The sequence below is a fragment of the Allorhodopirellula heiligendammensis genome, assembly GCF_007860105.1.
GTDB classification, from domain to species: Bacteria; Planctomycetota; Planctomycetia; order Pirellulales; family Pirellulaceae; genus Rhodopirellula; species Rhodopirellula heiligendammensis.
In genome coordinates this window covers 834,573-857,297 of sequence record NZ_SJPU01000001.1, presented here as the reverse complement: position 1 = coordinate 857,297, position 22,725 = coordinate 834,573, and the positions used below count along the sequence as shown (strand labels likewise).

Genomic DNA, 22,725 nt, shown 5'->3' with positions numbered 1-22,725 from the left:
GCTCAGCCGGCATGATACATGTTGTCGACTGCACAGGCGGCAAAGTAGTGTTCCAGCATGCGAGCGCAGAATGGCAGATTGCCCGTAAGCGTTGGGCAACAGGGGACGACTCGCGTGCGAATGAACGAGTATGAGGCAGCGATGCCAATCAGGCAGCGACATCACCGGGCGTCGCCTGAATCTCGCTCATGCCGCGCTGATTTGGCCGTCCTCGCTGACATCCTCGAAGCGGATCGAGACCTGTTTGCTGACACCGGACTCTTGCATGGTAACGCCATACAAAGTGGTTGCTGCGGTCATCGTTTTTTTGCTGTGAGTGACGACGACGAATTTGGATTGATCGAGAAACTCATTGAGCACGGTCACGAATCGGCCAATGTTGGCTTCATCGAAAGGCGCGTCGACTTCGTCGAGGACACAGAACGGACTGGGGCGGTACTGGAAGATGGACATCAGCAGCGCGACCGCGGTCAGGGCCTTCTCACCACCGGAAAGAAGCGAGTTACTGAAACTGGGTTTGCCGGGCGGGGTGGCGACAATTTCCACACCGGCTTCGAGCGGGTCGTCGCACTCTTCCAGCACCAAATCCGCATGTCCACCGCCGAATGACTTTCGATAGAGCTTTTGAAAGTTTTGCCGGATCGCTTCGAGCGTATCAAGGAACAAGCGTCGCGAGTCCGCGTTGATCCGCGCGATCACTCGTTGGAGGGAATCCTTGGCCGCGGTCAGGTCTTGGTATTGCCCATGCAGCTCATCATAGCGAACCTGCAGCTCATTGAGCTCTTCGAGAGCTTCCATATTGACCGATCCGACATTTTGGACTGCTGTGCGAAGTTTGCTGATTTCCGCATCGACCTCGTCGCGGTCCTCGATTTCAGCGAGTTCTTCGGGCGGCTCGTCATTTCGCAGATCGATGCTGTAGTCTTCGGCAATTCGCTCAGCGAGCGTCGTGCGTTTGAGTTCCGCAGCATCGCGTGCCGAGGAAATCGATGCCATGGCTTCCGTGGCCGCGGTCGCGGCCTTTGCGCCAGCCTGCGATTTCGCTTGCACGGACTTCGCCACAGCACGCTGTGATGCGGCGCGGTGAGCGAACTGGCGAAGTTGTTCGTCGACGGCCTCCATGGCAATCAATCGTTCGGCCAAACGATCGTCTGCGCCAACGATGCTGGCTTCCACTTGGGCAAGGCGCGACCGAGTGTGCGCGATCGCGTCGCGTAATTCCTGTTTGGCTGCCTCACGTTGAGTCTGGTCTCGGCGTGCTACCTCGGCAGCCGTCGCGAGCGATTCCACCTGTTGTTCTAACCTTGCCGATTCGACCGACACGTTCATCGCTTCGCTCTGCACGGCTTGCAATTCCGCAGTCGCATCACTCAGTTCCGATTCAATTGCTGAGCGTTGCTGTTCGAGCTGATCGATAGCCGATTTCCCCTCGTCAATGGCCGCCTGCAGTTTGCTGTCTTGCTGCTTGGCGAGGTCGTGGGACTGTTGGTGTTCGCGACTGGCGATGCTGAATTGATCGACTGACGCCTGCCTCGCGGCCAACCGCTCAGCCACGTGATGGCTGCGAGCCTCCGCAGCGGCATGAGCGGTGATCCAATTGCGTTGAGCCTGTTCGTGACGACCGAATTCGGCTGCATGCTCGTCAATCTCACCGGCCAGACGAGCGAGTTCCTTTTCGCCTTCGTTGATCTGGAATCCGTAGTGCTGCATCTCCGACCGCGCTGCTTGCAGCTCGCTGCGGCGACTGATGAGCCCACTTTCGCCACCGGGAGGGCCGAGGACGCATGATCCATCGTTATCGAGCAGGTCGCCGGAAGCCGTGACGAATCGCAGGCCAGCCCCTGAGAGTTTTCGAAGTCCCATGGCGGTCGTGATGGAATCGACCAGCCAAGTGTTTCCCAGTAGGTGACGGACCAGTGGCTGCAGATCGGCATGGCACTCGACCATGCGATCTGCCCGTCCAATCACTCCTGCGAGCCCATCGAGCCGAATCTGATCGCCGGGGCGGCGGTTGGGCAATTCATCCAAGCGGATGATCCCCACTCGGCTGGGAACCTGTAGCTCACCTGCAGCGATGGCGTCGTGGATCGCCGCACCACGCACGATCACGTATTGGCTGCGCGGGCCCAGGGCGGCATCAATCAGCATAGCAACCTGTCGATCGACGTCAAAACACTCTGCGACCAGACCGACCAACTGGCTGCGGAGTGGACCTTCCGGCAATGTCAAAATTTCACGCACACCGCCGCTGACCCCATCGTGCCGTGCTTCGAGCTCACCGAGCACCTTGGCACGTTCCGTGATCCCTTGCAGGCGAATCTTCAGCGACCCGACTTCATCCCGCCGCCGTTCGAACACGCGGCGAGTTTCGGCAAGTTTCGCGTCTGCGATCTCGACGTGTTTTTGGGATGTGGCGATTTCAGCAACGAGCTGGGCTACTTGAGCATTGGCAGCTTCGTATTCTTCCTGGGCAGCACACAGGTTTTCCTGGGCAACCTCAAGGCTTCGCTGTGTTTCAGCGATTGCCCGTTTGGCCTCGACGATCTGCTGGGAGACTCTCTGACGGTTAGCCTCGTGATCAGCAACGCGTCTGACCGACGCCAAGTGCTCTCGCTGCAACTCGTCACGCCGATCCGCGATGGCATGGACTTGGCTTTGGAAGCGATCACGATCGGCGGTAATCTGTTGCTTCTTCGCGAGCACCTCAGCAGCTTGGGTTTGGGCGAGCTCCCAGTCTGAAATGGCTTTCTGCAGATCGGCGGTCGCATTTCCGGATGCCGTGCGAGTGACTCGCAAGCGGCGGTAATGACTGGCGAGCGCTCGTCGCTGCTCGACGAACGTGGTCTGGTCTGATTCGCGGCGGCCTTGCAGTCGCGCAACTTCGCCGGACAGTTCGCCGCGCGTCCGCTCCGCATCACGAGCTTCGTCGGCAATCGCCTGTAGCCCCTGTTCGGCGGTTTGACGCTGTTCCTCGAGCGACTCGCGTTCCGCCTCCAGGCGGGTATGCTCAGCTGTGGCGTCGGTCAATCGCTGCTGTGCCGATTTCAATTCATCGCACAACGCCAGCCAATCGGTCCAGGCGACGACGGTACGTAGTTCTTTGAGGCGATCACTCGCCTGGCGGTATCGTTCCGCTTTTCCAGCCTGGCTTTTGAGCGTCTTCAGGCGCGTGGCAACTTCATCGACGATGTCTCCCAGTCGCGTCAGGTTCTGTTGGACGCGGGCCAATCGCCGCTCCGCCTCCACTTTTTTTGCCTTGAAGCGGCTGATGCCGGCGGCTTCTTCGAAAATCGCGCGGCGGTCCTTCGCATTCGCCTGCAGCATCCGATCGACTTTGCCCTGCTCGATGAGGCTGTAGGCGTCAATGCCGATCCCGGTACCGCGAATCAACGCACGGATATCTTTCAACCGGACCGCTTGGTTGTTGATCAGGTACTCGCCTTCACCGCTGCGATATACGCGGCGTGTAACGTGGACCTCGGGGGCGTCCACAGGGAGTTCGCCGCCCGTATTATCGAAGATGATGGTCGCCTCAGCGGCACCGGCGGGGCCACGCGTCTGCGATCCTTTGAAGATCACGTCGGACATGTCTTTCCCACGCAAACTTTTTGCGCTCTGGCTCCCCAGCACCCACTTCATGGCATCGACGATGTTCGATTTCCCGGACCCATTGGGCCCAACCACGACGGTGATCCCATCAGGAAAATCAAAGCGGGTTCGATCCGCAAAACTCTTGAATCCGGCCAGCTCGAGCGCTTTGAGCATAAATAAGAGGCAGCAGGCCGAGAGTGGAAGAATTGGAAATCACGGAAACTGCTGTCAGATTAGCCAAATTCCTCGGAAAATCCTAGATCAGCACAGCGATCAGGCAAATCAGCACGATCAAGATTCCAATCAACATTTTGCCAACCGTGCCTGTTGTTCGTCCCCAAAATGCGGCGTGGCCGATCCGCCAATTCTCTCGCCAAGGCTTCCCATCCTGCCATTCCGCCAGCATGGCCCCAGCAGTGGCGCCCAATCCCCCAAACAATAACGCAGCGAGGACTGGGCCGATCACCGGGATGGGTAGACCAATGATGCCACCTGCGATCGCACCCATCATGGAACCACCGATGGCCATGATGGTCCCCCGTCGACTAGCCCCGGCGCGACTTGCACCGACCGCTCCAGCAGCGAACTCAACGATTTCGCCCAGAATCGCCGCTAAAAATGCTAGGCCCAACGGCACCAGGCCGAGCTGACCTCGGCCCGATTCGGGTCCTAGCCAGGCGTAGACTCCCATCGCCAAAACCGCCAGCCAATTGCCAGGCAAGGCGATCAAATTGAGCAACCATGCTCCCAGACAGATCAGGACCAGTACGGTAGCGATCAGAAACGTCCCCCCCGATGTAACCACAGGCCTGGCAGATTCCTGCAATTGCAATAACCACCCCGGATCGGGCGCGGGATCCGAAACGCTCTCGGCGATCAACTGTGTCGCCACCCCCGCCATGAGATTGTGAAGAAAATCGGTTGGTTCGATCATGGTTCCATGAAGTCTCTCGTTGCGGGTGAACCCGATTTCACCGAATACCGTCTCAAATGAACAAAAGTATTGGCGAGGTGTTTCGGACAGCTTTTTAACAATCCGCCTCTCGATGTGGAACGGCGCCGTGCCTGCCGCTAATATGGACGCAACGAATACGTGATCCCAATTTCGCTAGGCGAGAGGAAAGCAGTATCCATGAACGCAAGGGTTTTAGATACCAATGTGCTCGTTTTGAATCGGTTCTACATGCCGATTCGAGTAGTCAACGTGCGTCGTGCGATGACGCTACTGTACCGCGACTGCGCCGAGGTGATCGATTGCGATGACGGCCAGTACGTCAGTTACGACTTCGACTCCTGGTGCGAACTGAGCCAATTGGCTTCGCTGGACAAGCACCCCGGCGAGGAGTTCTTGCAAGCGGTCGAATTCGAAATCAAAGTCCCTCGAATTGCGCGCTTGACGCGATTCGATCGGATGCCAGTGCAGACAGTGCGATTCAATCGACGTAACCTGTTCGCGCGAGATGAATATCGCTGCCAATACTGCGGCAAGACCGAACCGCTGGCGAAACTGAGCCTAGACCATGTGGTGCCTCGCTCTCATGGCGGAGCGACAACGTGGGAGAACATCGTGTGCAGTTGCCTGCGGTGCAATAGCCGCAAAGGTGGTCGAACTCCGCAACAGGCTCACATGAAATTGCTATCGCACCCGGCCAAGCCACGCTTCAACCCGCTGATGACTTTGTCATGTGACGACCCACGCTACGAATCATGGAAGACATTTCTATAGATCTGGACTAGGCCTTAAACTGGGCTCTGCCATCCTGGCCGTGAGGACGGCATCGAATTGTCAGGGTGGTTGATTGCTGTACAAGCTCGGTCTTAATTTGCTGCGGCTCGGATCCGATCGGCTCGCTGTCGGGGTGTCTCTCCCTGCGCCAGCGACAGCTGACCTTGGCGACGGGTAAGACTTTGGTATTCAAAACTGCTGGTTTCTGCCCTCACCCCCGGGGAAGAGGGCGGTTCGTCTTCAAACCGGGTTATCGCAGGCAGGTATAATGGGGTGAGTTGGCAATCGCTAAACCGCCGGGCTGTCAATTCTGTTTCGCCTGCGGTAACCGTATGGAGGATGGCTGCACTTCCTCGGCACCGCAATGTTAGCAGGGTTCTAGCACGATCACACAGCGCACACTCCGCCAGACACGCATGCGGCCCGGCAACGACAGTCGAATGCAGAAGTCTCTCATCGATACGCGTCTCTCTCTTTTTCAAAACACCATGACTCATCCCAATCCAAGTACGAATCGTTTGCCGGGATTTTCGCGGCGTCAAGCAATCACCGCCGCAGCAGGGGCGACTCTCACGCTCGCTGGACGCCACGTCGCCCATGCTGATGATCCGCAAGACGGCGGCTCGTATGCCAGCAAGCGGCCTCCAATCGATCAACGCAAGTTCACCAGTCCCTCCGTCGAAGCGACGATTACAAAAGTGAAAGCAGACATCGCGGACGAGCAGTTGGGATGGCTATTCGAAAACTGCTATCCCAATACGCTCGACACCACGGTTGATTACGAAGAGGTCGATGGCGAGCCCGATGCCTTCATCATCACTGGAGATATTGACGCGATGTGGTTGCGGGATTCCACCGCACAAGTATGGCCATACCTACCTTACATGAAATCGGACAAGCAGCTGACGCGGTTGGTCAGAGGCCTCATTCACCGTCAGAATTTGTGCATTCTCTTAGATCCCTACGCCAACGCCTTCTACAAAGATTTGACGCAGCCGTCTCATTGGGCCAGTGACCGACCGTCACCCATCCCCGGCGTGCACGAGCGGAAGTGGGAAATCGATTCGCTCTGCTACCCCATCCGTTTAGCCAATGCCTATTTTGAGCGGACCGGCGACAGCTCGATCTTCAACGAAGAGTGGCAGACTGCGATGCATTTGGTGGTAAAAACTTTCCGCACCGAGCAGCGTAAAGATGGCACGACACCCTACCGCTTCGTTCGCGAGACGAGTCGGATGCTCGATGCGCCGCCGTTCGATGGCACGGGACGCCCGATCAACCCCGTCGGATTGATTGTCTCCGGGTTTCGCCCCAGCGACGACAGCACGTTGTACCCGTTTCTGATTCCGTCGAATCTATTCGCCATCCAATCGCTGCGTCAACTCGCCAAGATCTCCTCCGCACAAGTTAACGATCAAGAGTTTGCAGCAGAGTGCACGAGCCTTGCCGACGAAGTCCAAACTGCAATCGATAAGTATGCTGTTGCTGAGCACATGGACTATGGACAGATCTATGCCTACGAAGTCGACGGATTTGGCAACGCGGCCTTCTGGGATGACGCTAACGTCCCCAGCTTGATGTCGTTAGCCTACTTAGGAATCCACCAGCCGCACGACCCGCTGTACCAACGGACGCGGCGTTTTTTGCTCAGTCAGCACAATCCATATTATTTACAAGGCTCCGCAGCATCTGGGCAAGCGAGCCCGCATACAGGCAAAGATGCCATCTGGCCGATGGGGATCATCTTGCGAGCACTGTCGAGCACGTCCCCAGAAGAAATCTTGGAATGTGTCACGATGCTCCGGAACACTCACGCCGGAACAGGCTTCATGCACGAATCTTTCAACAAAGACAATCCCGCTGATTACAGTCGCGACTGGTTCGCGTGGGCCAATACTCTCTTCGGCGAACTGATTGTCAAAATTCACCATCAGCATCCGGAGATTCTTTCACACCGATTCAGCGACTAGCGCACTCCCGGCTCACGCCGAGACTTGGAGTTTTCGCAGCGAAACGTTGCAAGAGTTTCGACAGCGCGGCCTCACCGATCGGAGATCCGAAGTCTGAACGACGCTGGCAACGGATAAGACGAGCGGCGTTTTCGTAATCGATTCCAGCGTAACGTGCCTCGCAGCGGTCGATTTACCTGGTAGAATCCCCACGGCCGTCCTTCGAATGGAAGCGATTCCTCCCCTGTCTGCCGGCGGAACGCTCGCTGGCGATGGTAGCAGATCACGTCGATGGCACGGCATCTGGCTCATCTACTTCTCGTCGGAAAGATTCCATGGAACCCGCAAGCACGACGCCGGATTATCGGCGTCCGTTCATCACGATTACGATGTTGTTCTTCTTGTGGGGCTTCATCACCGTCATGAACGACGTGTTGATCCCATATCTTAAAAACAGCTTCCAGCTCAGCTATTTCCAAGCAGGCTTGGTGCAGTTCGCATTCTTTGGAGCATTCTTTTTCGTCTCGCTGCTCTATTACTTTATATCGCTGTCGCAAGGGGATCCGATCAATCGTATCGGATACAAAAAAAGTATCATCGTGGCGTTGTTGGTTTGTGGTGCCGGTTGCGCTATGTTTTATCCGGCAGCTGAATTTCGGCAGTACGGTTTGTTTTTGGCGGCACTCTTCATGTTGGCAACTGGGGTGACCTTGTTGCAAATAGCAGCGAACCCTTATGCGGCGATTTTGGGAAAACCGGAAACAGCATCGAGCCGGTTGAACTTGGCTCAGGGAGTCAATTCCATGGGAACAACGCTCGCGCCGATCGCGGGAGGTCTGCTGCTCTACAAAGTATTTGCAGAGGATGGCCAGGTCACCATCGATTCGATCAAGATGCCTTACCTCATCTATGGCTCGATGTTCCTCATCCTCGCGATCATCGTGTGGTTTAGTCATCTGCCGCGGGTCGCCAACGAAGAGAAGTTAGCGAAGGGGCTCGGGGCACTGCGTTTCCCACATCTACGCTACGGGATGGTGGCAATCTTCATGTATGTCGGTGGCGAAGTCGCGATCGGCAGCTATCTCATCAACTTCATGATGGACGAGGGCATCATGGGATTAGCGGAAGCGGACGCCAGCATCTACCTTGCTTACTATTGGGGCGGAGCGATGATCGGGCGGTTATGCGGTGCGATTTCGCTCAGTGAGATCGCCAATCAGAGCACGAAGTACTTCTATATGGCCGCGACCGGGATCGCGGTATTCTTCCTCGTCTATCTCGTTACGGCGATTCGAATCGACGACGGGGTATTCTCGATGAAGTTCATGACACCGCAGCAGATCGCACCTTACTTTTTGTTGATCGCATTGAACTTTGTGGCATTCGTGTTTGGGCGAGGCCACGCCGCCCGCGTGCTCGGAGTATTCTCGCTCGGCATGATCACGTTGTTGTGTATCGCCGCCTTTACGGGAGGCTCAGTCGCGTTCTGGGCCGCTCTCGGCACCGGCCTATTCAACTCGATTATGTGGTCGAATATCTTCACGCTGTCCATCAAAGACCTAAAGCAGTACACGTCCCAAGGCTCCTCCCTGCTCGTGATGATGATTGTTGGAGGTGCGATCGTACCACTCGTGATGGGCGCGGCTGCGGATCACTACGGAATTCAGCTGGCCTTCGCTGTGCCCATTATCAACTATGCCTACATCGCGTTCTTCGGATTCGCCGGGCACAAGGTGCAACCGATGGATGCCGTCGCATGAGGTATCAGCACGACGAACGGGTTGTATTGACCCTGGACGCCGGAGGTACAAACTTTGTATTCTCCGCGATTGCCGCGAACCGTGAAGTCATTGAGCCGGTCCGATTACCCGCCGAAACCCAAGTGCTCTCACGTAGTCTGGAAACCATTGAATCGGGTTTCCGGCAGGTCATGGACGCTCTCGACAGTCCTCCGGTGGCGATCAGTTTCGCGTTCCCTGGTCCAGCTGACTATCCCAATGGCATTATCGACAACGTCGGCAATCTGCCTGCTTTTGCCGGTGGTGTCGCGCTAGGCCCCTACTTGGAAGAACGTTTCGGACTGCCGACCTTTATTAACAACGATGGCGACCTCTTTGCGTACGGTGAGGCCATCGCTGGTCTGTTGCCCCAGGTCAATGAACTGCTCGCAGACGCCGGGAGTCCCAAACGCTACCAAACACTCTTTGCGATTACTCTCGGCACTGGACTGGGTGGCGGGTTGGTGCATCGTGGTGAGCTGTTCATCGGTGACAATTCGAACGCCTCTGAGATTTGGTTGCTACGGAATAAGCTTCGTACGGAGTCCTTCGCGGAGGAGGGCGCTTGCATTCGCTCCGTTCGGCGCAGTTACGCAGAAGCCGCCGGGATCCCGCTGGAAGATTCACCCTCACCACAAGAGATCGAGTCGATTGCCCGCGGCGTCTCTGCCGGTAACCAAAAGGCGGCGACCTGCGCCTTCGCAAAACTTGGTGAAGTTGTCGGCGATGCCCTCGCCAACGCGATCACCTTACTCGATGGTTTGATCGTGATCGGCGGTGGAATTTCAGCTGCCCATGGTGTTTTTATGCAACCGCTGATTGACGAGATGCAGAGCACGATCGCCACCTACGACGGCACCCCCATGCGGCGCATCGTCCAGCAAGTCTTCAATTTGGAGTCGCCTGAACAGTCCCGGGCGTTTGTCGCGGGCGCGACCAAGACGATCTTGGTTCCCGGTACCACCCGCGAGATTTCATACGACCCCATGAAGCGGATCGGGATCGGCACCACCGTCCTGGGAACGAGCAAGGCGGTGGGGATTGGCGCCTATGCGTTCGCTTTACATCACATCGACAGCTGAGGACTCCAGCCTTCCGCGTAGTCGCGTCCCCACATCCTTTGAGCGTCAGGATGGTCCTGGGGTTTACCCGTGGCCGGATCGATGTGAAGTGTCGAACTGGTGCGGTACGCGATATTACCGAGATGGCATAACAGGGTACTGCGATGGGCTTCCGCGATGTCCGCATTGGGCAGTCGCCCGGAGTGAATACAGTCGATGAACTCTGCAATATGTGCGGTGTCGCCGCCCGCGTCGCTGACCGTTTCAATCTCCTTGTTGTGATCGTCGAACAGCGTGTAGCCGGTTCCAAGCACGACGAGCGTACCTTCGGAACCGTGGAAACTGACGCCAACTTGGTCGTCGTAGGGTCCCATTGGCGACCAACTGATGCCCTCCCACGTGATCGTCTTCGCCTCGGGGAAGTCGTACGTCACCATCATCGTGTCTGGTGTTTCCTGATCGTCATCGTGGCGGTACTTGCCCCCACCAGCGTTGACACGATTGGGATAGGTTACTTGTAGTCCCCAGCGAGCCAGGTCGAGCATGTGGATGCCATTGTTGCCGAGCTCACCATTGCCGTACGGCCATTTCCAATGCCAGTTGTAATGAACAAGATTGTCGACATAGGGCTGCCGAGGCGCCGGTCCCTGCCACAATTCCCAGTCGAGCCATTGCGGCACACTGGTTTGCTTTCCGATACCAATCGACGCCCGGCGATTGTTGTACCAAGTGCGGGCGTACGAGACTTTACCAATGCGACCGGACTGCACCATTTCGATGCCCTGGATGATCGCAGGCCAGCTGCGACGCTGAGATCCCATCATCACGGTTCGGTTATGTTTGCGGGCTGCTTCGACGGCCCACTCTCCTTCTTGCGCTGTATGACTGCAGGGTTTTTCGACGTAGACATGTTTGCCTGCGGCACAGCCCATAATCGTCGCGGGAGCGTGCCAGTGGTTTGGAGTTGCGACCACGATGGCATCGATGTCCGAGCGGTCGAGCACTTTGCGAATATCCGTGGCAGTATCGGGCCGCTGCTTGGATAGACCTTCCACCATCGCAGCCGCTTTCTCACCAGCGCGTGAATCGACGTCACACACACACACGACATCCGCATCGGGATTGGCGATAAAGCCCTTGGCGAGTGCCGAGCCTCGGTTGTTGACACCGATGATAGCAACGCGTTGTTTCTCGCCCGACGTGGCCGCTGAGCTTGACTCCGAGCGAGTCGATGTGTCGGCAACGGCTCGTCGGCTAAGCAGGGAGGCGCCAATGGCGACACCACCTTGAAGGAATAATCGGCGATCACGCTGGTGTTGTTGATGAAGGGACATCGTTTGTCTTTCAGAGCGGGGGAAGGGGCGAGAGGTGAGACGGTGGGGAGGGAAGGCGACGATTCACTGCGCCGGTTGGATTAAGTACGCGATCAGGTCCGCCATTGATTGGATGTCAATGACCGCTTCGAGACCCTCGGGCATGAACGATCTACCTGAATTGCGAAGCTCTTCAATATCGATGCGCAACAGGGTCTCGAGTGAATTGTCAGGCTGACGTAGTGTGACGCTGGTCGCACCTTCGTCAACAATCATCCCAGCGACGATCCGATCGTCCGCAGTCAACGCAATGTAGTTGATGAATTGAGGATTGACTTCACGGTTTGGATCCATGACCGAGGTGAGGAGAGTCTCTGCTCCTCGGGTCGCAATGGCGGCTAGGTTGGGACCGAGTTCATGGCCGACATCATCCACTCGATGACAACTGCTACAGTGCTGTTTGAATAAATCTCGGCCTCGCCGAGCATCTCCCTCCTGGTTCAAGGCCGGTTGGTAGCGGGCGATGACGAGTTCCCGTTCAGCAATCTCCTCCGGCGTGCGAGCGGCCGCGTCGCTGAGATTCCCACCACTTGATGGCAGCGAATCCATCTGGGGGTGCCGCGCCCGGGCGTCGATTTGGGAGTGAAGTTGTTTGAGAAATTCCTCGCCAACCTGCTCGGTCAGTCCAGGGTCAGACTGCAGGATGCTGGCGAGGGATTCCGCAGCATCTCCCACCGCGGTCTGCACTGAGGCTTGGATCCACCGATCGGCTGGATCGCGGCGCAAGATGGCAGCGAGTCCCGCGACGCGCTGCTTGCGTATAGCACTACCGAGTGCGAATGCGAGCTCGTAACGAACCTCCATCGCAGGATCGGACGCCAACTCCAAGAGCCGTTCTTGAATCGCCGGTGTGGGCTGCATCGTGGTCGATAATCGCACGGCGTGCCGACGGACGTGGGCCTCGTCGTCACTCAGAGCTGCGAGCAATACATCAGCCGTTAATTGTTTCATCCCATCGAGCGCATACACCGCGTGCATGCGTCCCAACGCCGAAGTCGCATCCCGCACAATTGCCACGAGCACTGGAATCGCCGCCGGATCCTGGCGTTCGTAGAGCAAGCGTGAGGCGGTCTCGCGATGCCATGCGTTGTCGTGGGCGAGCAACGAACACAGTTCTCGGGTCTCAGCCTGAGTTAGATCGTCGACTTTCCGAGGTCGGAATTCATCAGGCACAATTCGGTACAACCGGCCGCGATCACGGCCCGATGTGAGATCGAGATGTTTCTTAATCTCCGTCGGAAGTGATGCGGGGTGCTCGATGACCTCACGGTACATGTCGATGACATGCAGCGAACCATCGGGAGCATTCGCAAACTGAGCCGGACGAAACCAATTATCTGTCGACCGGACAAACTCGTCATGGTCGTCCATACGACGAGCGACGAATTCCAAACCATTCTTGTCGAGTCGTTTGCGATGAATCAGGTTACTGCCCACATCACCTACGATCGCTGTTCCTTTCCACTGTGTCGGCCACGCGTCGCCGCGATAAATCGTCACTCCGCTGGCACCGGTGAAGTAGCCCGCCGCCCGCCCGCCGCCTTCAATGGGCCCCTTGGCCAATCCGGAGACTCGCAACCGTGTGCGCACCTGCCGCCAAGGTTCGACAGGACTGGCGCGAAACACCTCGGCTTGCGGCCCATCAGCGGCGATTGAGATTCGCGCTGGTGGCGGCGAGTAGTACGGGTTGGCAGCCACATCCTGGTCGCGATACATCACCTGTTGGATATGGTCACTATTGGAGGAAACGAACTTGTTACCCCAATCATCAAAACAGGTTCCATGCTGAGCGGCGCCGCTGGTCGGTTCAAACTGATACGTCTTTGGATTCAGCGATAAATCGCGACCACGAATGTTGATCGCCGCACTGTCGCTGGCAGCGTGCGGGTTGCGAATCTCGCCGCCGACGCTACTGCAGGCAATATGAATGCGATTGTCTAACCCCCAGCGAAAGGAATTAAGTAGGCCTTGCACGTTCGACGTTCCAAATCCAGTCAACACGAGCTGTTTAACATCAGCGACGCCGTCGTCATCGGTATCCTTGAAGTACCACACATCCGGCGCATCGCCAACGAACACTCCGCCGTCGTATGGAAATACAGCCGTCGGCCATAACAGGCCATCAGCGAACGTGGTTCGTTGATCGTAAACTCCGTCACCGTCCAAATCTGTGAGACGCGCGATTCGGGAAAGACCAGCCTCACGGTCCTCGCTGTAACCACGCATTTCACAAACAAAGAGAGCCCCACTCGCGTCCCACTCCATCGCCACAGGGCTGGTGACGAGGGGTTCGGACGCGATCAATTGAACTTGAAAACCCTCGGCAACGTCGAAGGTCTCCAAGGCTTCGGTTGCCGGTGTGGGAGCAATGCGTGGCAGCTCATCGGAATAGTCCGGTGTTTGCGACAGATTGGATGACGCCCCCTGCCCTTCGTTGCTGACAGTTTTCGCGGGTTCTGCTTTTGCTTCTAACAAGACACGCATCCCATCCATCAATACGCCTTCCACTTCGGGGGCGACGTTCGACGCGGTGGGACCAGTCTCGTAGCCGCCCTGGCCATACGCCTCCTCCGTACCGATGTAACCTGGACCATAATCTCCGTACGCAGCCATTGCCACGTGCAGGTCCGGCCGCATGGCTTTCGCAGCAATCTGATATTCGACGAACAGTTCGCCTGGCATGTACAGCACACGTGTGTCGCCAACACTGAGGCATCCCAGGTCGATCGCCGTCTTGCTCTCGCAGCGTAACACCCAGGCCAGTTTGTCAGGGGTGCCCCAGTAACTAACGCCATCCCACTGGTTGAGCGTTTGCAACAGTTGTTCACGATCAAAGTGAGTGGCAACCGGCAGATGGACCGGTGCGGTCGTCCAGCGAATATCATCCGCGGAAATTGCGAACTTTTCCGTATTCTCGAGTGCCTGCCGCATCCCATCAGCAACACGACCGGCCAGCACCATGCGATTGGCAGGCGATCCATCATTGTATTTACCTGCGCCCACGTTTCCTCCAGCACCGTTGAAATGCACATGGAGTGTCTCTGGCATGGCCTGCCCTCGGATGAACCGTGCAATGCCCGGGAAGTCTGGGCTGGGTACACCCGTGCGGTAGTAGCTCTGCGGATGGCAAGCATAGTAGGTGAGCACAGCGACAGGTTTTGACTCGTTCCAGAATGAAAGCGAGCTGAGTTCGGGGTCGATGGTCCCCACCGGGAGCGCCCGGATGGCAGGATCCTTCGTCGCCGTATAACGCGTCGTGACAACTCGGCCGCTTTCATCTTGCAATCGCCGATTCGACGCTACCTGTTTCACCTCTGCCGTTCCAAACCCAGCATGCGTTATCGGCTGAGCTGAGCCGAGGGAGTCTTTCACCGCCACGGCGAGCCGATCGATGACCTTGCGCGCGAAGGTACCATCATGTGCTCCGAGGTCCGATGCCCCGATCTGCTGAAGTAGCGACTCGGCACCAAAATCACTCCGCGGTGCATCATGTTGGTGGAGCGTATGGACGGCGACTCGCTGAGGTATCGTGCCAGCTGCTGCCGCGATACGCTCGCGAAATGCATCCTGACTCTGGTTGCTAATCCCAATCCAATCAACCGCACATAGCACGATAGGTTGCCCAGCCCCCACCAAGACGATGCCGCGGCACCGCAGCCCCAATTCATCCACGCGGCGAACTCGGTCATATGCCATCATAAAACCAACTGGTGGTGTGGCGTCGATATCAAATGTCGCGATCGACAACTGCGGTGGAGCGTCGCTCGTATCGGCCGCAGCTGCCTCGCCAAAGGAAAGACCAACGCACAGGAAAACAACGCTGCAAACAATTGAGCCAGCCAGTGTTTGAATCATGTCTCGAGCTTTACTCGGATGCTTCACATCATGCTTGATCATCAAATCGATGCTCCAAAGCGCTGAGGGAGGGAAAAGGGGAGGGATGAAAGGCGGGGCGACCGGGCCTATCTCAAGGTGCCGTCAGGCGGTCGTGATAACAGCATAGCTGAACGCAAGCGGTCGGTGGGAAAGCTTCCGCCCAAACCGGCTGAGCTCGACTTCAGTCCTCCGCGGCCTTCTCCTGGCGATCCGCTGGAAGGACGTGTCCCCTTCGCCGACCTCTAGCAAGGCGGGCCGTCCGAAGATTCGCTGCCGAACTAACTCAAACCAGCATTTAGCAATGTCCGCCGACAATCCACTTGTCTACAATATCGGCCACGATCTTTCCCTTCCCATTTCTTTGTGACAAGGCTTTTGTACATGATTCGCATGCGATGTTTAGCATTCTTTCCGGCGGTTTGTTTTCCAATGGCAGCCTCCTTGGCTACTGCCCAAAACGTCGATGTGTGGTTTGGAACGACCACGCCCAAAGGGGGAGAGAGTCGTGGGATCTATCACAGTTCGCTCGACACGAACACCGGCAAGTTGACACGTCCCACGCTCGCCACGCAATGCGACCAACCGGGATTCCTCGCACTTCACCCAGACGGTAAAACACTCTACGCCACAGGTCGTCCGGCAGCGGCTGATGGTCCCCGGGATGCTGTTTCCGCATTTCGTGTCAATGGCAGTGCTGGTCGCAGCGAACTCGAGTTCATCGGTGCAGTGGGCACTGGTGACGGCGGTGCTGCCCAAGTTTCCACCGATCGTGCAGGTAAGGTGCTGCTATCGGCACAGTACGGAGGAGGGTCGACGTCACTCTATCAGCTTGACCAAGACGGGCGAATTGCTCGTTTGGTTGAGGTCAAGAAACATGCTGATTTGATGCCCAACGTCGGCAGCGGCGCGGTGGAGGGGCGGCAAACCGCCTCGCACGCGCACTGGACCGGTACATCGCCTGATGATCGATTTGCCTTCGTTCCGGACCTCGGTATGGATCGGGTCGTGATCTGGAAGCTAGATGCCGATAAACCGTCACTGACCCACCACGGCTACGGTATCTGCCCGCCCGGCAGCGGTCCGAGGCACATGAAGTTCAGTGTCGACGGATCAAAAATCTACGTGCTCAATGAGTTATCGCTGACCATTACTGTCTTCGACTACAACGCACAGGATGGCGAGATGACTCCGGTGCAAACGATCGCAACACTTTCCGAAGAAGTGAAAGCGAAAGAGACATTCAACAGCGCGTCCGAAATCCGTGTTCACCCCAGCGGCCGGTTTGTCTACTCCGCCAATCGCGGCCACGATAGCATCAGCGTTTTTCGAGTCGACGACACGGGAACACTCGAGGCCGTGGAAGTCGAAGCAATTCGCGGTGGTTGGCCGCGCAACTTCAACATTGATCCAACGGGGAAATGGTTAATCGCGGCAGGACGGGACAGCAACACCGCAACCCTGTTCTCGATTGATGCCGAATCCGGCGAGCTGACGTTCATGCGTGAGACGCAACCAGTGCCGACACCCATTTGCGTGCTCTTCGGTCAGTAAGTCACTGTCACGTCGTGAGGCCGGGACATCGCGATCGTCTCTGGGGCGATGGCGAATCGGGGCGATGGCGAATCGGGCCGACCGCAGAACGCCATGCGGTGGCGAGCGCCGCCGCAGCAGTTCCCATTGGCCCCGGCCGATTACCCGAGGGCTTCGGCGAACGCGTCCCGGAGGCAGTTTTCAGCTTCGTCACCGCGTGAGGAGTCGATCACGACGTTGACTTGTAGTTCGCTCGTCGCGATCATCTCAACATTGATCTGCGCGGCGGCGAGTTGTTCAAAGAGCACCGTACCGACCTGGGTGTGGCTGCGCAGCCCGATGCCGCTGACGCTGAGTTTGGTGATGCCGCCGGAGCCGCGAACGTCCCGCATGGCGTGCTGCTGGCACAGGGCTTTGGCGACTTTCAATGCGGGTTCGAGATCGGCTTGATCGATGGTAAAGCTAACGCTGGTACTGCCGTCTTGGCCATCGTAACCCTGCACAATCATGTCCACGAAAATACCGGCGCGGCCGATCTCATCAAAGATATCCGCCGCGACGCCTGCATGATCGGGAACTCCGTCGAGCGTCACGCGGGCTTGGCCAGCGAGAATCGCAATATCAGTAAGCGTGAGTGCTTCGAGCGCGTCGTTCTGCAAACGCGTAACGACGTCGTCCACGTCAGCATGCGGGTTGGATTCAGCCTGGATTTCTGCCCACGTTTTTGCATCCACCGGGCGTTGATCAAGTTGAAATGCTTCGTGGACCGCACGGAGGGCATCAGCGGCTTGATCACGCGGGACCAGGGCGGAGATTTTGATCTCACTGGTGGTGATCATGTGAATATTGACGCCAGCATCAGCAAGCGCTCGAAACATGCGAGCAGCGACTGATTTCTGCCGCGCCATCGCCAGCCCCACGACACTGACCTTCGCAACCTCCGCGTCATGGGTAATGCCAGAGGCTCCAATTTTGTGAATGATGGCTTCGACCGCACTGAGCGTCAGCTTGAGTTCATGACCAGCCACGGTAAACGAGACATCGGCTTTCCCTTGGGCACCGACGTTCTGCACGACCATGTCCACCGCCACCTTTTGAGCGGCGATGGCGGAAAAGATGGCTTGGCTCATGCCGGGCACGTCGGGTACGCCGAGCACCGTGACACGAGCTTCGTCCTTCGTGAGCGCCGCACCGCTGACCGGTGAGCTCTCGGATTCGGCTTGCGACACGATCATCGTGCCCTCACGATCTGAAAAACTGCTGCGGACGTGAATGGGGACGCCGAACTTCTTGGCAAACTCGATCGAACGCGAATGCATCACCCCAGCGCCGAGCGACGCCAGTTCAAGCATTTCATCATAGCTGATCACATCGACGCGGCGTGCCTCCGGCAGTAGGCGTGGATCGGTGGTGTACACTCCATCAACATCAGTGTGAATCTCGCAGGCATCGGCCCCCAACACAGCCGCAAGCGCGACAGCGGTTGTATCGCTGCCACCACGGCCGAGTGTGGTGATGTTAAAATCATCGTCGATGCCTTGAAATCCCGCTGCGACAACAATGTTGCCATCGTCTAATAACGACTTGATGCGGGAGGTATCAATCGATCGGATACGGGCCTTACTGTAGCTATTGTCGGTTTTCATACCGAATTGACCGCCGGTCAGGCTGACCGCTTTCGCGCCGAGGTCATCAATGGCCATCGCCACGAGCGCCACGCTGGTTTGTTCGCCGGTACTCAACAGCATGTCCATCTCACGAGCCGGTGGCTTTTCACTGACTGCGGTCGCGAGCCGCAGCAGCTCGTCGGTCTGTTTGCCCATCGCGCTGACCACCATCACGACGCGGTGCCCTTGATTCTGAGCGCGGATAGCCCGGCGGGCCGCAGCGCGAATCTTTTCAGGATCGGCAACTGAGGTGCCACCAAATTTTTGGACGATTAAGGACATGGTCAAACGAATTCTACGTTTCGCGGTGAATGGGGTGCCGTGGCGGAAAATACCCAATGAGGAGCTTACCAGGGAGTCGATGTTCCTAAAAGCCGATTGTGCGCCACTCTGTGCTAGGTTAGTTTTCTGAGCCACATTGTCGTTATGGACGATGCTATTTTCGGACGAGTGTTTTGAGGCTGGCGTTTTCTTGCTAGTGTTTTGCGCTCGAGCAAGCACCTCCGGTGAAGGAGTGATGTGATCACGGAAGCCTAACTAACCGGCTTGGAGAATTCCCGATGGCTAAAATTCGTCCTTTTCAAAACTCGGATCTACCGGGAATCTTTGAAGTCTGGATGCGACATTGGGCGGCTGCGCGTCAATCGCCGCCGGTCAGCGTTTCGATATTGGAACGGGCAGTGCTCGCCCGTGCGTTTTTTCGGCCATCGAATATGATGGTCGCCCTGGCGGACGAACGGGTGATTGCCTGGGCCCACTCTTTCGCAGACGCCCCCGCCGATCGGAGCGGTACGAGCGCATCGGAGGGTGATTCACCCCCAGCCCAACCTACCCAGGATCAGGGGACCACAGCGACCATCGCAGCGCTCTGCTTCGCCGATGAACCGGGAATTGCGATCTGCGACCAACTACTCCAGCGCGTCGAAACGGAACTTCGCAGCACGGGGGTACGCCAAATCAATATCGGTCCGGTGCGTGACGACCGAAATGGCTATGCCGGTCTCGCTCCTGTCGGTCATGGCATCGGCATCCCCGTATCGGATGCTCGCACAGGATCTCTGCTCTCTCGCAACGGATACCATGTTGCTCGCAGCATCGACAGGATGGCCGTTCAAACCTCGACCTACCGACCACCTGTCAACCGCTCATTCCTCCAATTGCGACGTAGTACGCGACTGGATCATGTCCCTTTATTGCCCTCGGACCACCGCGTCACGGCGGCCATGAGTCACTTTGATATTGAGCGACATACTCTGGTCGACCATCAACAGCAGGCCATGCTGGCAACCTGTGAGTTTTGGCTTGGTGACCCCGAGGTCCAGGTGATGGAGAGTTCGCGCGCGATCCTCTCACTCAGCCCGATGGGGGGACGTCTTTACAATGGTCGGCCCGTCTCGATCCCCTCCAAGCGATTCGTCGATCCGGAATCTCGCGAACTTTCGGTTGAATGCCAATTCCTGATCTCCTCGCTCGTCCAATCGCTGTCCAACCGCCAAATACTGACCGTCGAAACGGCGATCGATCGCGACGACCGCAAACTAATCGAACAGTTGGGTCAACTGAAATTCGAGTGTGTCGAACAAGGCAAGCAGTGGACCAAGGTCTTGAGCTAGCGCCCCGGGCGTCTGCCAACATTCGTCGGTAATTTCAGGCTCAACCGACGCACGCGTCCGGCGGCAGCAGCAATTTTCTGTGTCATTTTTCTTGCCGACTGGATGCTCGCGAGCCGGGCGTTGCCGCTGCACGCTGGGGCGGGATTTTTCCCCAACTGACGAGGGAGCGGAGGGAGGAACACCGCCACATGGGTGGCCAAGTTAGGTCTCGAAGTCACGTCGAACACGCCGGTCTGCGCACTGCGGGATGGCTTTCGCAGATACCACTGGAAAGTTATACAAATTCCGCTATTTTAATGAGGTTAGCAGACGGCGGCGGGTGACCCTGCTCAGTCGTGTGGACAGGTGCGGTTGGGTAGATCGTTTTTTGTCCCAATGTTTCGATTCCAGGCCTTTGCGAACATCCGTTTCGCTGGCCAAACCAGTCTGAGGAGACTCCCGTTTTATGACCAAGTGCAAGTTGGAGTACATTTGGCTCGATGGCTATCAGCCGACCCAAAGCATGCGTAGCAAGACAAAAGTCGTCGATGATTTCAGCGGCAACTTTGAAGATGCTCCCGTGTGGTCGTTTGACGGATCATCGACGCAGCAAGCTCCCGGCGGCGCCAGCGATTGTTTGCTTAAACCGGTTTTCTGCTGCCCCGACCCCGATCGATCTGGCACCGGCTTCCTCGTCATGTGCGAAGTCCTCAATGCGGATGGCACTCCTCACCGCAGCAATGGACGAGCGACGATCAAAGACAAGGACGATGATTTCTGGTTCGGCTTCGAACAGGAATACACCATCTTCGATCCCGAAACAAACCGCCCACTCGGGTTCCCTGCCGAAGGCTTCCCCGCCCCGCAAGGCCCCTACTACTGTAGCGTCGGTGCCGGCAAGGCAGTCGGTCGCGACCTCGTCGAAGAGCACTTGGAATTGTGCCTGGAAGCCGGTCTGAATGTCGAAGGCATCAACGCCGAAGTCATGATGGGCCAATGGGAATTCCAAATTTTCGCCAAGGGTGCCTGCCAAGCTGGAGATGAGATCTGGATTGCTCGCTACCTGCTCGATCGCACCGCAGAAAAATATGGTCTGGTCATCAATTACCATTGCAAACCCATGCAAGGTGACTGGAACGGCAGCGGTATGCACGCGAACTTCTCCAACACGCTGCTGCGAACCTGCGGTAGCAAGGAAGTTTACGACGCTGTCTGCCAGGCATTCGAGCCCCGGATCAGTGAGCACATCGACGTCTATGGCGCCGACAATGATCAGCGATTGACCGGATTGCACGAAACTCAGTCGATCGACAAGTTCAGCTATGGCATCTCCGACCGCGGCGCATCGATCCGGATTCCGATCTTCACCGTCGAGCACGGCTGGAAGGGTTGGCTCGAAGATCGTCGTCCAGCCTCCAACGCGGATCCATACATGGTGGCCAGTGCGATCATTGCGACAGTGCGAACCGCTAAGATTCCCGAAACTGTCTGATCAAACTTTTGACATTCTTGTCTAACGACGAAAAGCCTGGATTGCCCATCGCAATCCAGGCTTTTTTTATTCAATCGCCCGAAGAAATGTGTGAGTGGCTCTCAAGGACCACGTAATTCACAGCCGACTTTCCAAGCATCCCGGCCGCGCAAAATCTGAACGCGCGGCGAAAACGCCCTCATGTTACCACGTCGACTGCCGGCAAACTCTCGTCGCTAACGATTCACGTGGGCTCGGAATAACTCGTTGAGCTGCTTCGTGATCGGCCCAACCTTTCCGTCGGCGATCAATCGCCCATCGAGGCGCACGGCAGGAATCACTTCAGCAGCACTTCCCGTCAGAAAACACTCGTCGGCGATGAATAGATCGTGGCGAGTCAGCGTTTCCTCAACCACTTCAATACCTGCATCCCGGGCAAGTTCCATCACGGTATTGCGAGTGATTCCTTCCAGAATGCCGGCATGACTCGGTGGTGTGAGTAAGCGTCCTCGCCGCACAATGAAAATATTGTCACCAGTGCACTCCGCGACTTCGCCCTTGTGGTTCAACATCACCGCTTCGACGCAACCGGCGCGAATCGCCTCAATCTTTGCCATAATGTTATTCAGGTAATTCAGGGACTTCACCCGCGGACTCAGCGCCGCTGGATGGTTCCGAATCGTCGATGCTGTGATCAGGTCCAAACCCTCGGTGTAGTACTTTTCAGGATACAACGAGATCTTGTCTACGATGATAATCACCTGCGGATCATCACAGCGGTACGGATCCAGGCCCAATTGGTTACCACCGCGAGTGCACACCAATCGCACGTACGCTTCATCTAAACCATTTTTTTCGACGGTTGCCTCGACGGCGCTACGCATCGCGCTGATGTCGATCGGGATATTCAGCGCGATCGCGCGAGCGGACTCGTACAAGCGAACCAGATGGTCTTCGAGCGCAAAGACTTTGCCACTGTAGATCCGCATGCCTTCAAAAACGCCGTCACCGTACAGCAAACCGTGATCGTAAACGCTGATCTTGGCGTCTTCGCGAGAAAAGTAGTCGCCGTTGATATAGATCGCTTGAGCCATGAGAAATTTCTATCGAG

The 22,725-nt window shown here is 57.0% G+C and carries 13 protein-coding genes; 7 read left to right on the top strand and 6 right to left on the bottom strand.

Annotation, left to right across the window (positions count from 1 at the left end; all coding sequences use genetic code 11):
* Positions 1-186: 186 nt before the first annotated feature.
* Together smc and Poly21_RS03230 are read right to left on the bottom strand one after the other, a co-directional pair.
* The gene (smc, locus tag Poly21_RS03235) at positions 187-3,765 is read right to left on the bottom strand and encodes a chromosome segregation protein SMC (protein ID WP_146405557.1); all 3,579 of its coding nucleotides are present in this window, start codon (positions 3,763-3,765) and stop codon (positions 187-189) included.
* Positions 3,766-3,847: 82 nt separating this feature from the next.
* Positions 3,848-4,525, bottom strand: a complete 678-nt coding sequence (locus Poly21_RS03230; protein ID WP_146405556.1) for a DUF456 domain-containing protein — start codon at positions 4,523-4,525, stop codon at positions 3,848-3,850.
* A gap of 198 nt (positions 4,526-4,723) precedes the next feature.
* Here Poly21_RS03230 and Poly21_RS03225 point away from each other — a divergent pair, with 198 nt between their 5' ends.
* The 4 genes from Poly21_RS03225 (at position 4,724) to Poly21_RS03210 (ending at position 10,126) form a co-directional block, all read left to right on the top strand.
* Positions 4,724-5,317, top strand: coding sequence for an HNH endonuclease (locus Poly21_RS03225; protein WP_146405555.1), 594 nt, complete (start codon positions 4,724-4,726; stop codon positions 5,315-5,317).
* A 488-nt stretch (positions 5,318-5,805) separates the two neighbouring features.
* A complete protein-coding gene (locus Poly21_RS03220) occupies positions 5,806-7,287 on the top strand; it encodes a glycoside hydrolase family 125 protein (protein WP_146406825.1) in 1,482 nt (493 codons plus the stop codon).
* 314 nt (positions 7,288-7,601) lie between these two features.
* On the top strand, positions 7,602-9,026 hold the full coding sequence (locus Poly21_RS03215) for a sugar MFS transporter (RefSeq protein ID WP_146405554.1): 1,425 nt from the start codon (positions 7,602-7,604) through the stop codon (positions 9,024-9,026).
* The gene (locus Poly21_RS03210; RefSeq protein WP_146405553.1) at positions 9,023-10,126 is read left to right on the top strand and encodes an ROK family protein; all 1,104 of its coding nucleotides are present in this window, start codon (positions 9,023-9,025) and stop codon (positions 10,124-10,126) included. Before Poly21_RS03215 ends, Poly21_RS03210 begins: the two co-directional genes overlap by 4 nt.
* On the opposite strand, the gene Poly21_RS03205 is transcribed toward Poly21_RS03210, so the two are convergent.
* Both Poly21_RS03205 and Poly21_RS26965 read right to left on the bottom strand, forming a co-directional pair.
* A complete protein-coding gene (locus tag Poly21_RS03205; protein WP_146405552.1) occupies positions 10,111-11,439 on the bottom strand; it encodes a Gfo/Idh/MocA family protein in 1,329 nt (442 codons plus the stop codon). The two genes, Poly21_RS03210 and Poly21_RS03205, sit on opposite strands and share 16 nt — an antisense overlap.
* A gap of 63 nt (positions 11,440-11,502) precedes the next feature.
* Positions 11,503-15,375: a PVC-type heme-binding CxxCH protein gene (locus tag Poly21_RS26965; RefSeq protein WP_302117370.1), complete on the bottom strand. Its 3,873-nt coding sequence runs from the start codon at positions 15,373-15,375 to the stop codon at positions 11,503-11,505.
* A gap of 420 nt (positions 15,376-15,795) precedes the next feature.
* On the opposite strand from Poly21_RS26965, the gene Poly21_RS03195 reads away from it, so the two are divergent.
* Positions 15,796-16,905, top strand: coding sequence for a lactonase family protein (locus Poly21_RS03195; protein ID WP_302117368.1), 1,110 nt, complete (start codon positions 15,796-15,798; stop codon positions 16,903-16,905).
* Positions 16,906-17,045: 140 nt separating this feature from the next.
* On the opposite strand, the gene Poly21_RS03190 is transcribed toward Poly21_RS03195, so the two are convergent.
* A complete protein-coding gene (locus tag Poly21_RS03190; protein ID WP_146405550.1) occupies positions 17,046-18,833 on the bottom strand; it encodes an aspartate kinase in 1,788 nt (595 codons plus the stop codon).
* Positions 18,834-19,111: 278 nt separating this feature from the next.
* On the opposite strand from Poly21_RS03190, the gene Poly21_RS03185 reads away from it, so the two are divergent.
* Both Poly21_RS03185 and Poly21_RS03180 read left to right on the top strand, forming a co-directional pair.
* Positions 19,112-20,164, top strand: a complete 1,053-nt coding sequence (locus tag Poly21_RS03185; protein ID WP_146405549.1) for a hypothetical protein — start codon at positions 19,112-19,114, stop codon at positions 20,162-20,164.
* Between the two features lie 445 nt (positions 20,165-20,609).
* Positions 20,610-21,635, top strand: coding sequence for a glutamine synthetase beta-grasp domain-containing protein (locus Poly21_RS03180; RefSeq protein ID WP_146405548.1), 1,026 nt, complete (start codon positions 20,610-20,612; stop codon positions 21,633-21,635).
* Positions 21,636-21,850: 215 nt separating this feature from the next.
* Here Poly21_RS03180 and ilvE read toward each other — a convergent pair whose 3' ends face one another.
* Positions 21,851-22,708, bottom strand: coding sequence for a branched-chain-amino-acid transaminase (gene ilvE, locus Poly21_RS03175; RefSeq protein WP_146405547.1), 858 nt, complete (start codon positions 22,706-22,708; stop codon positions 21,851-21,853).
* Positions 22,709-22,725 lie beyond the last annotated feature (17 nt).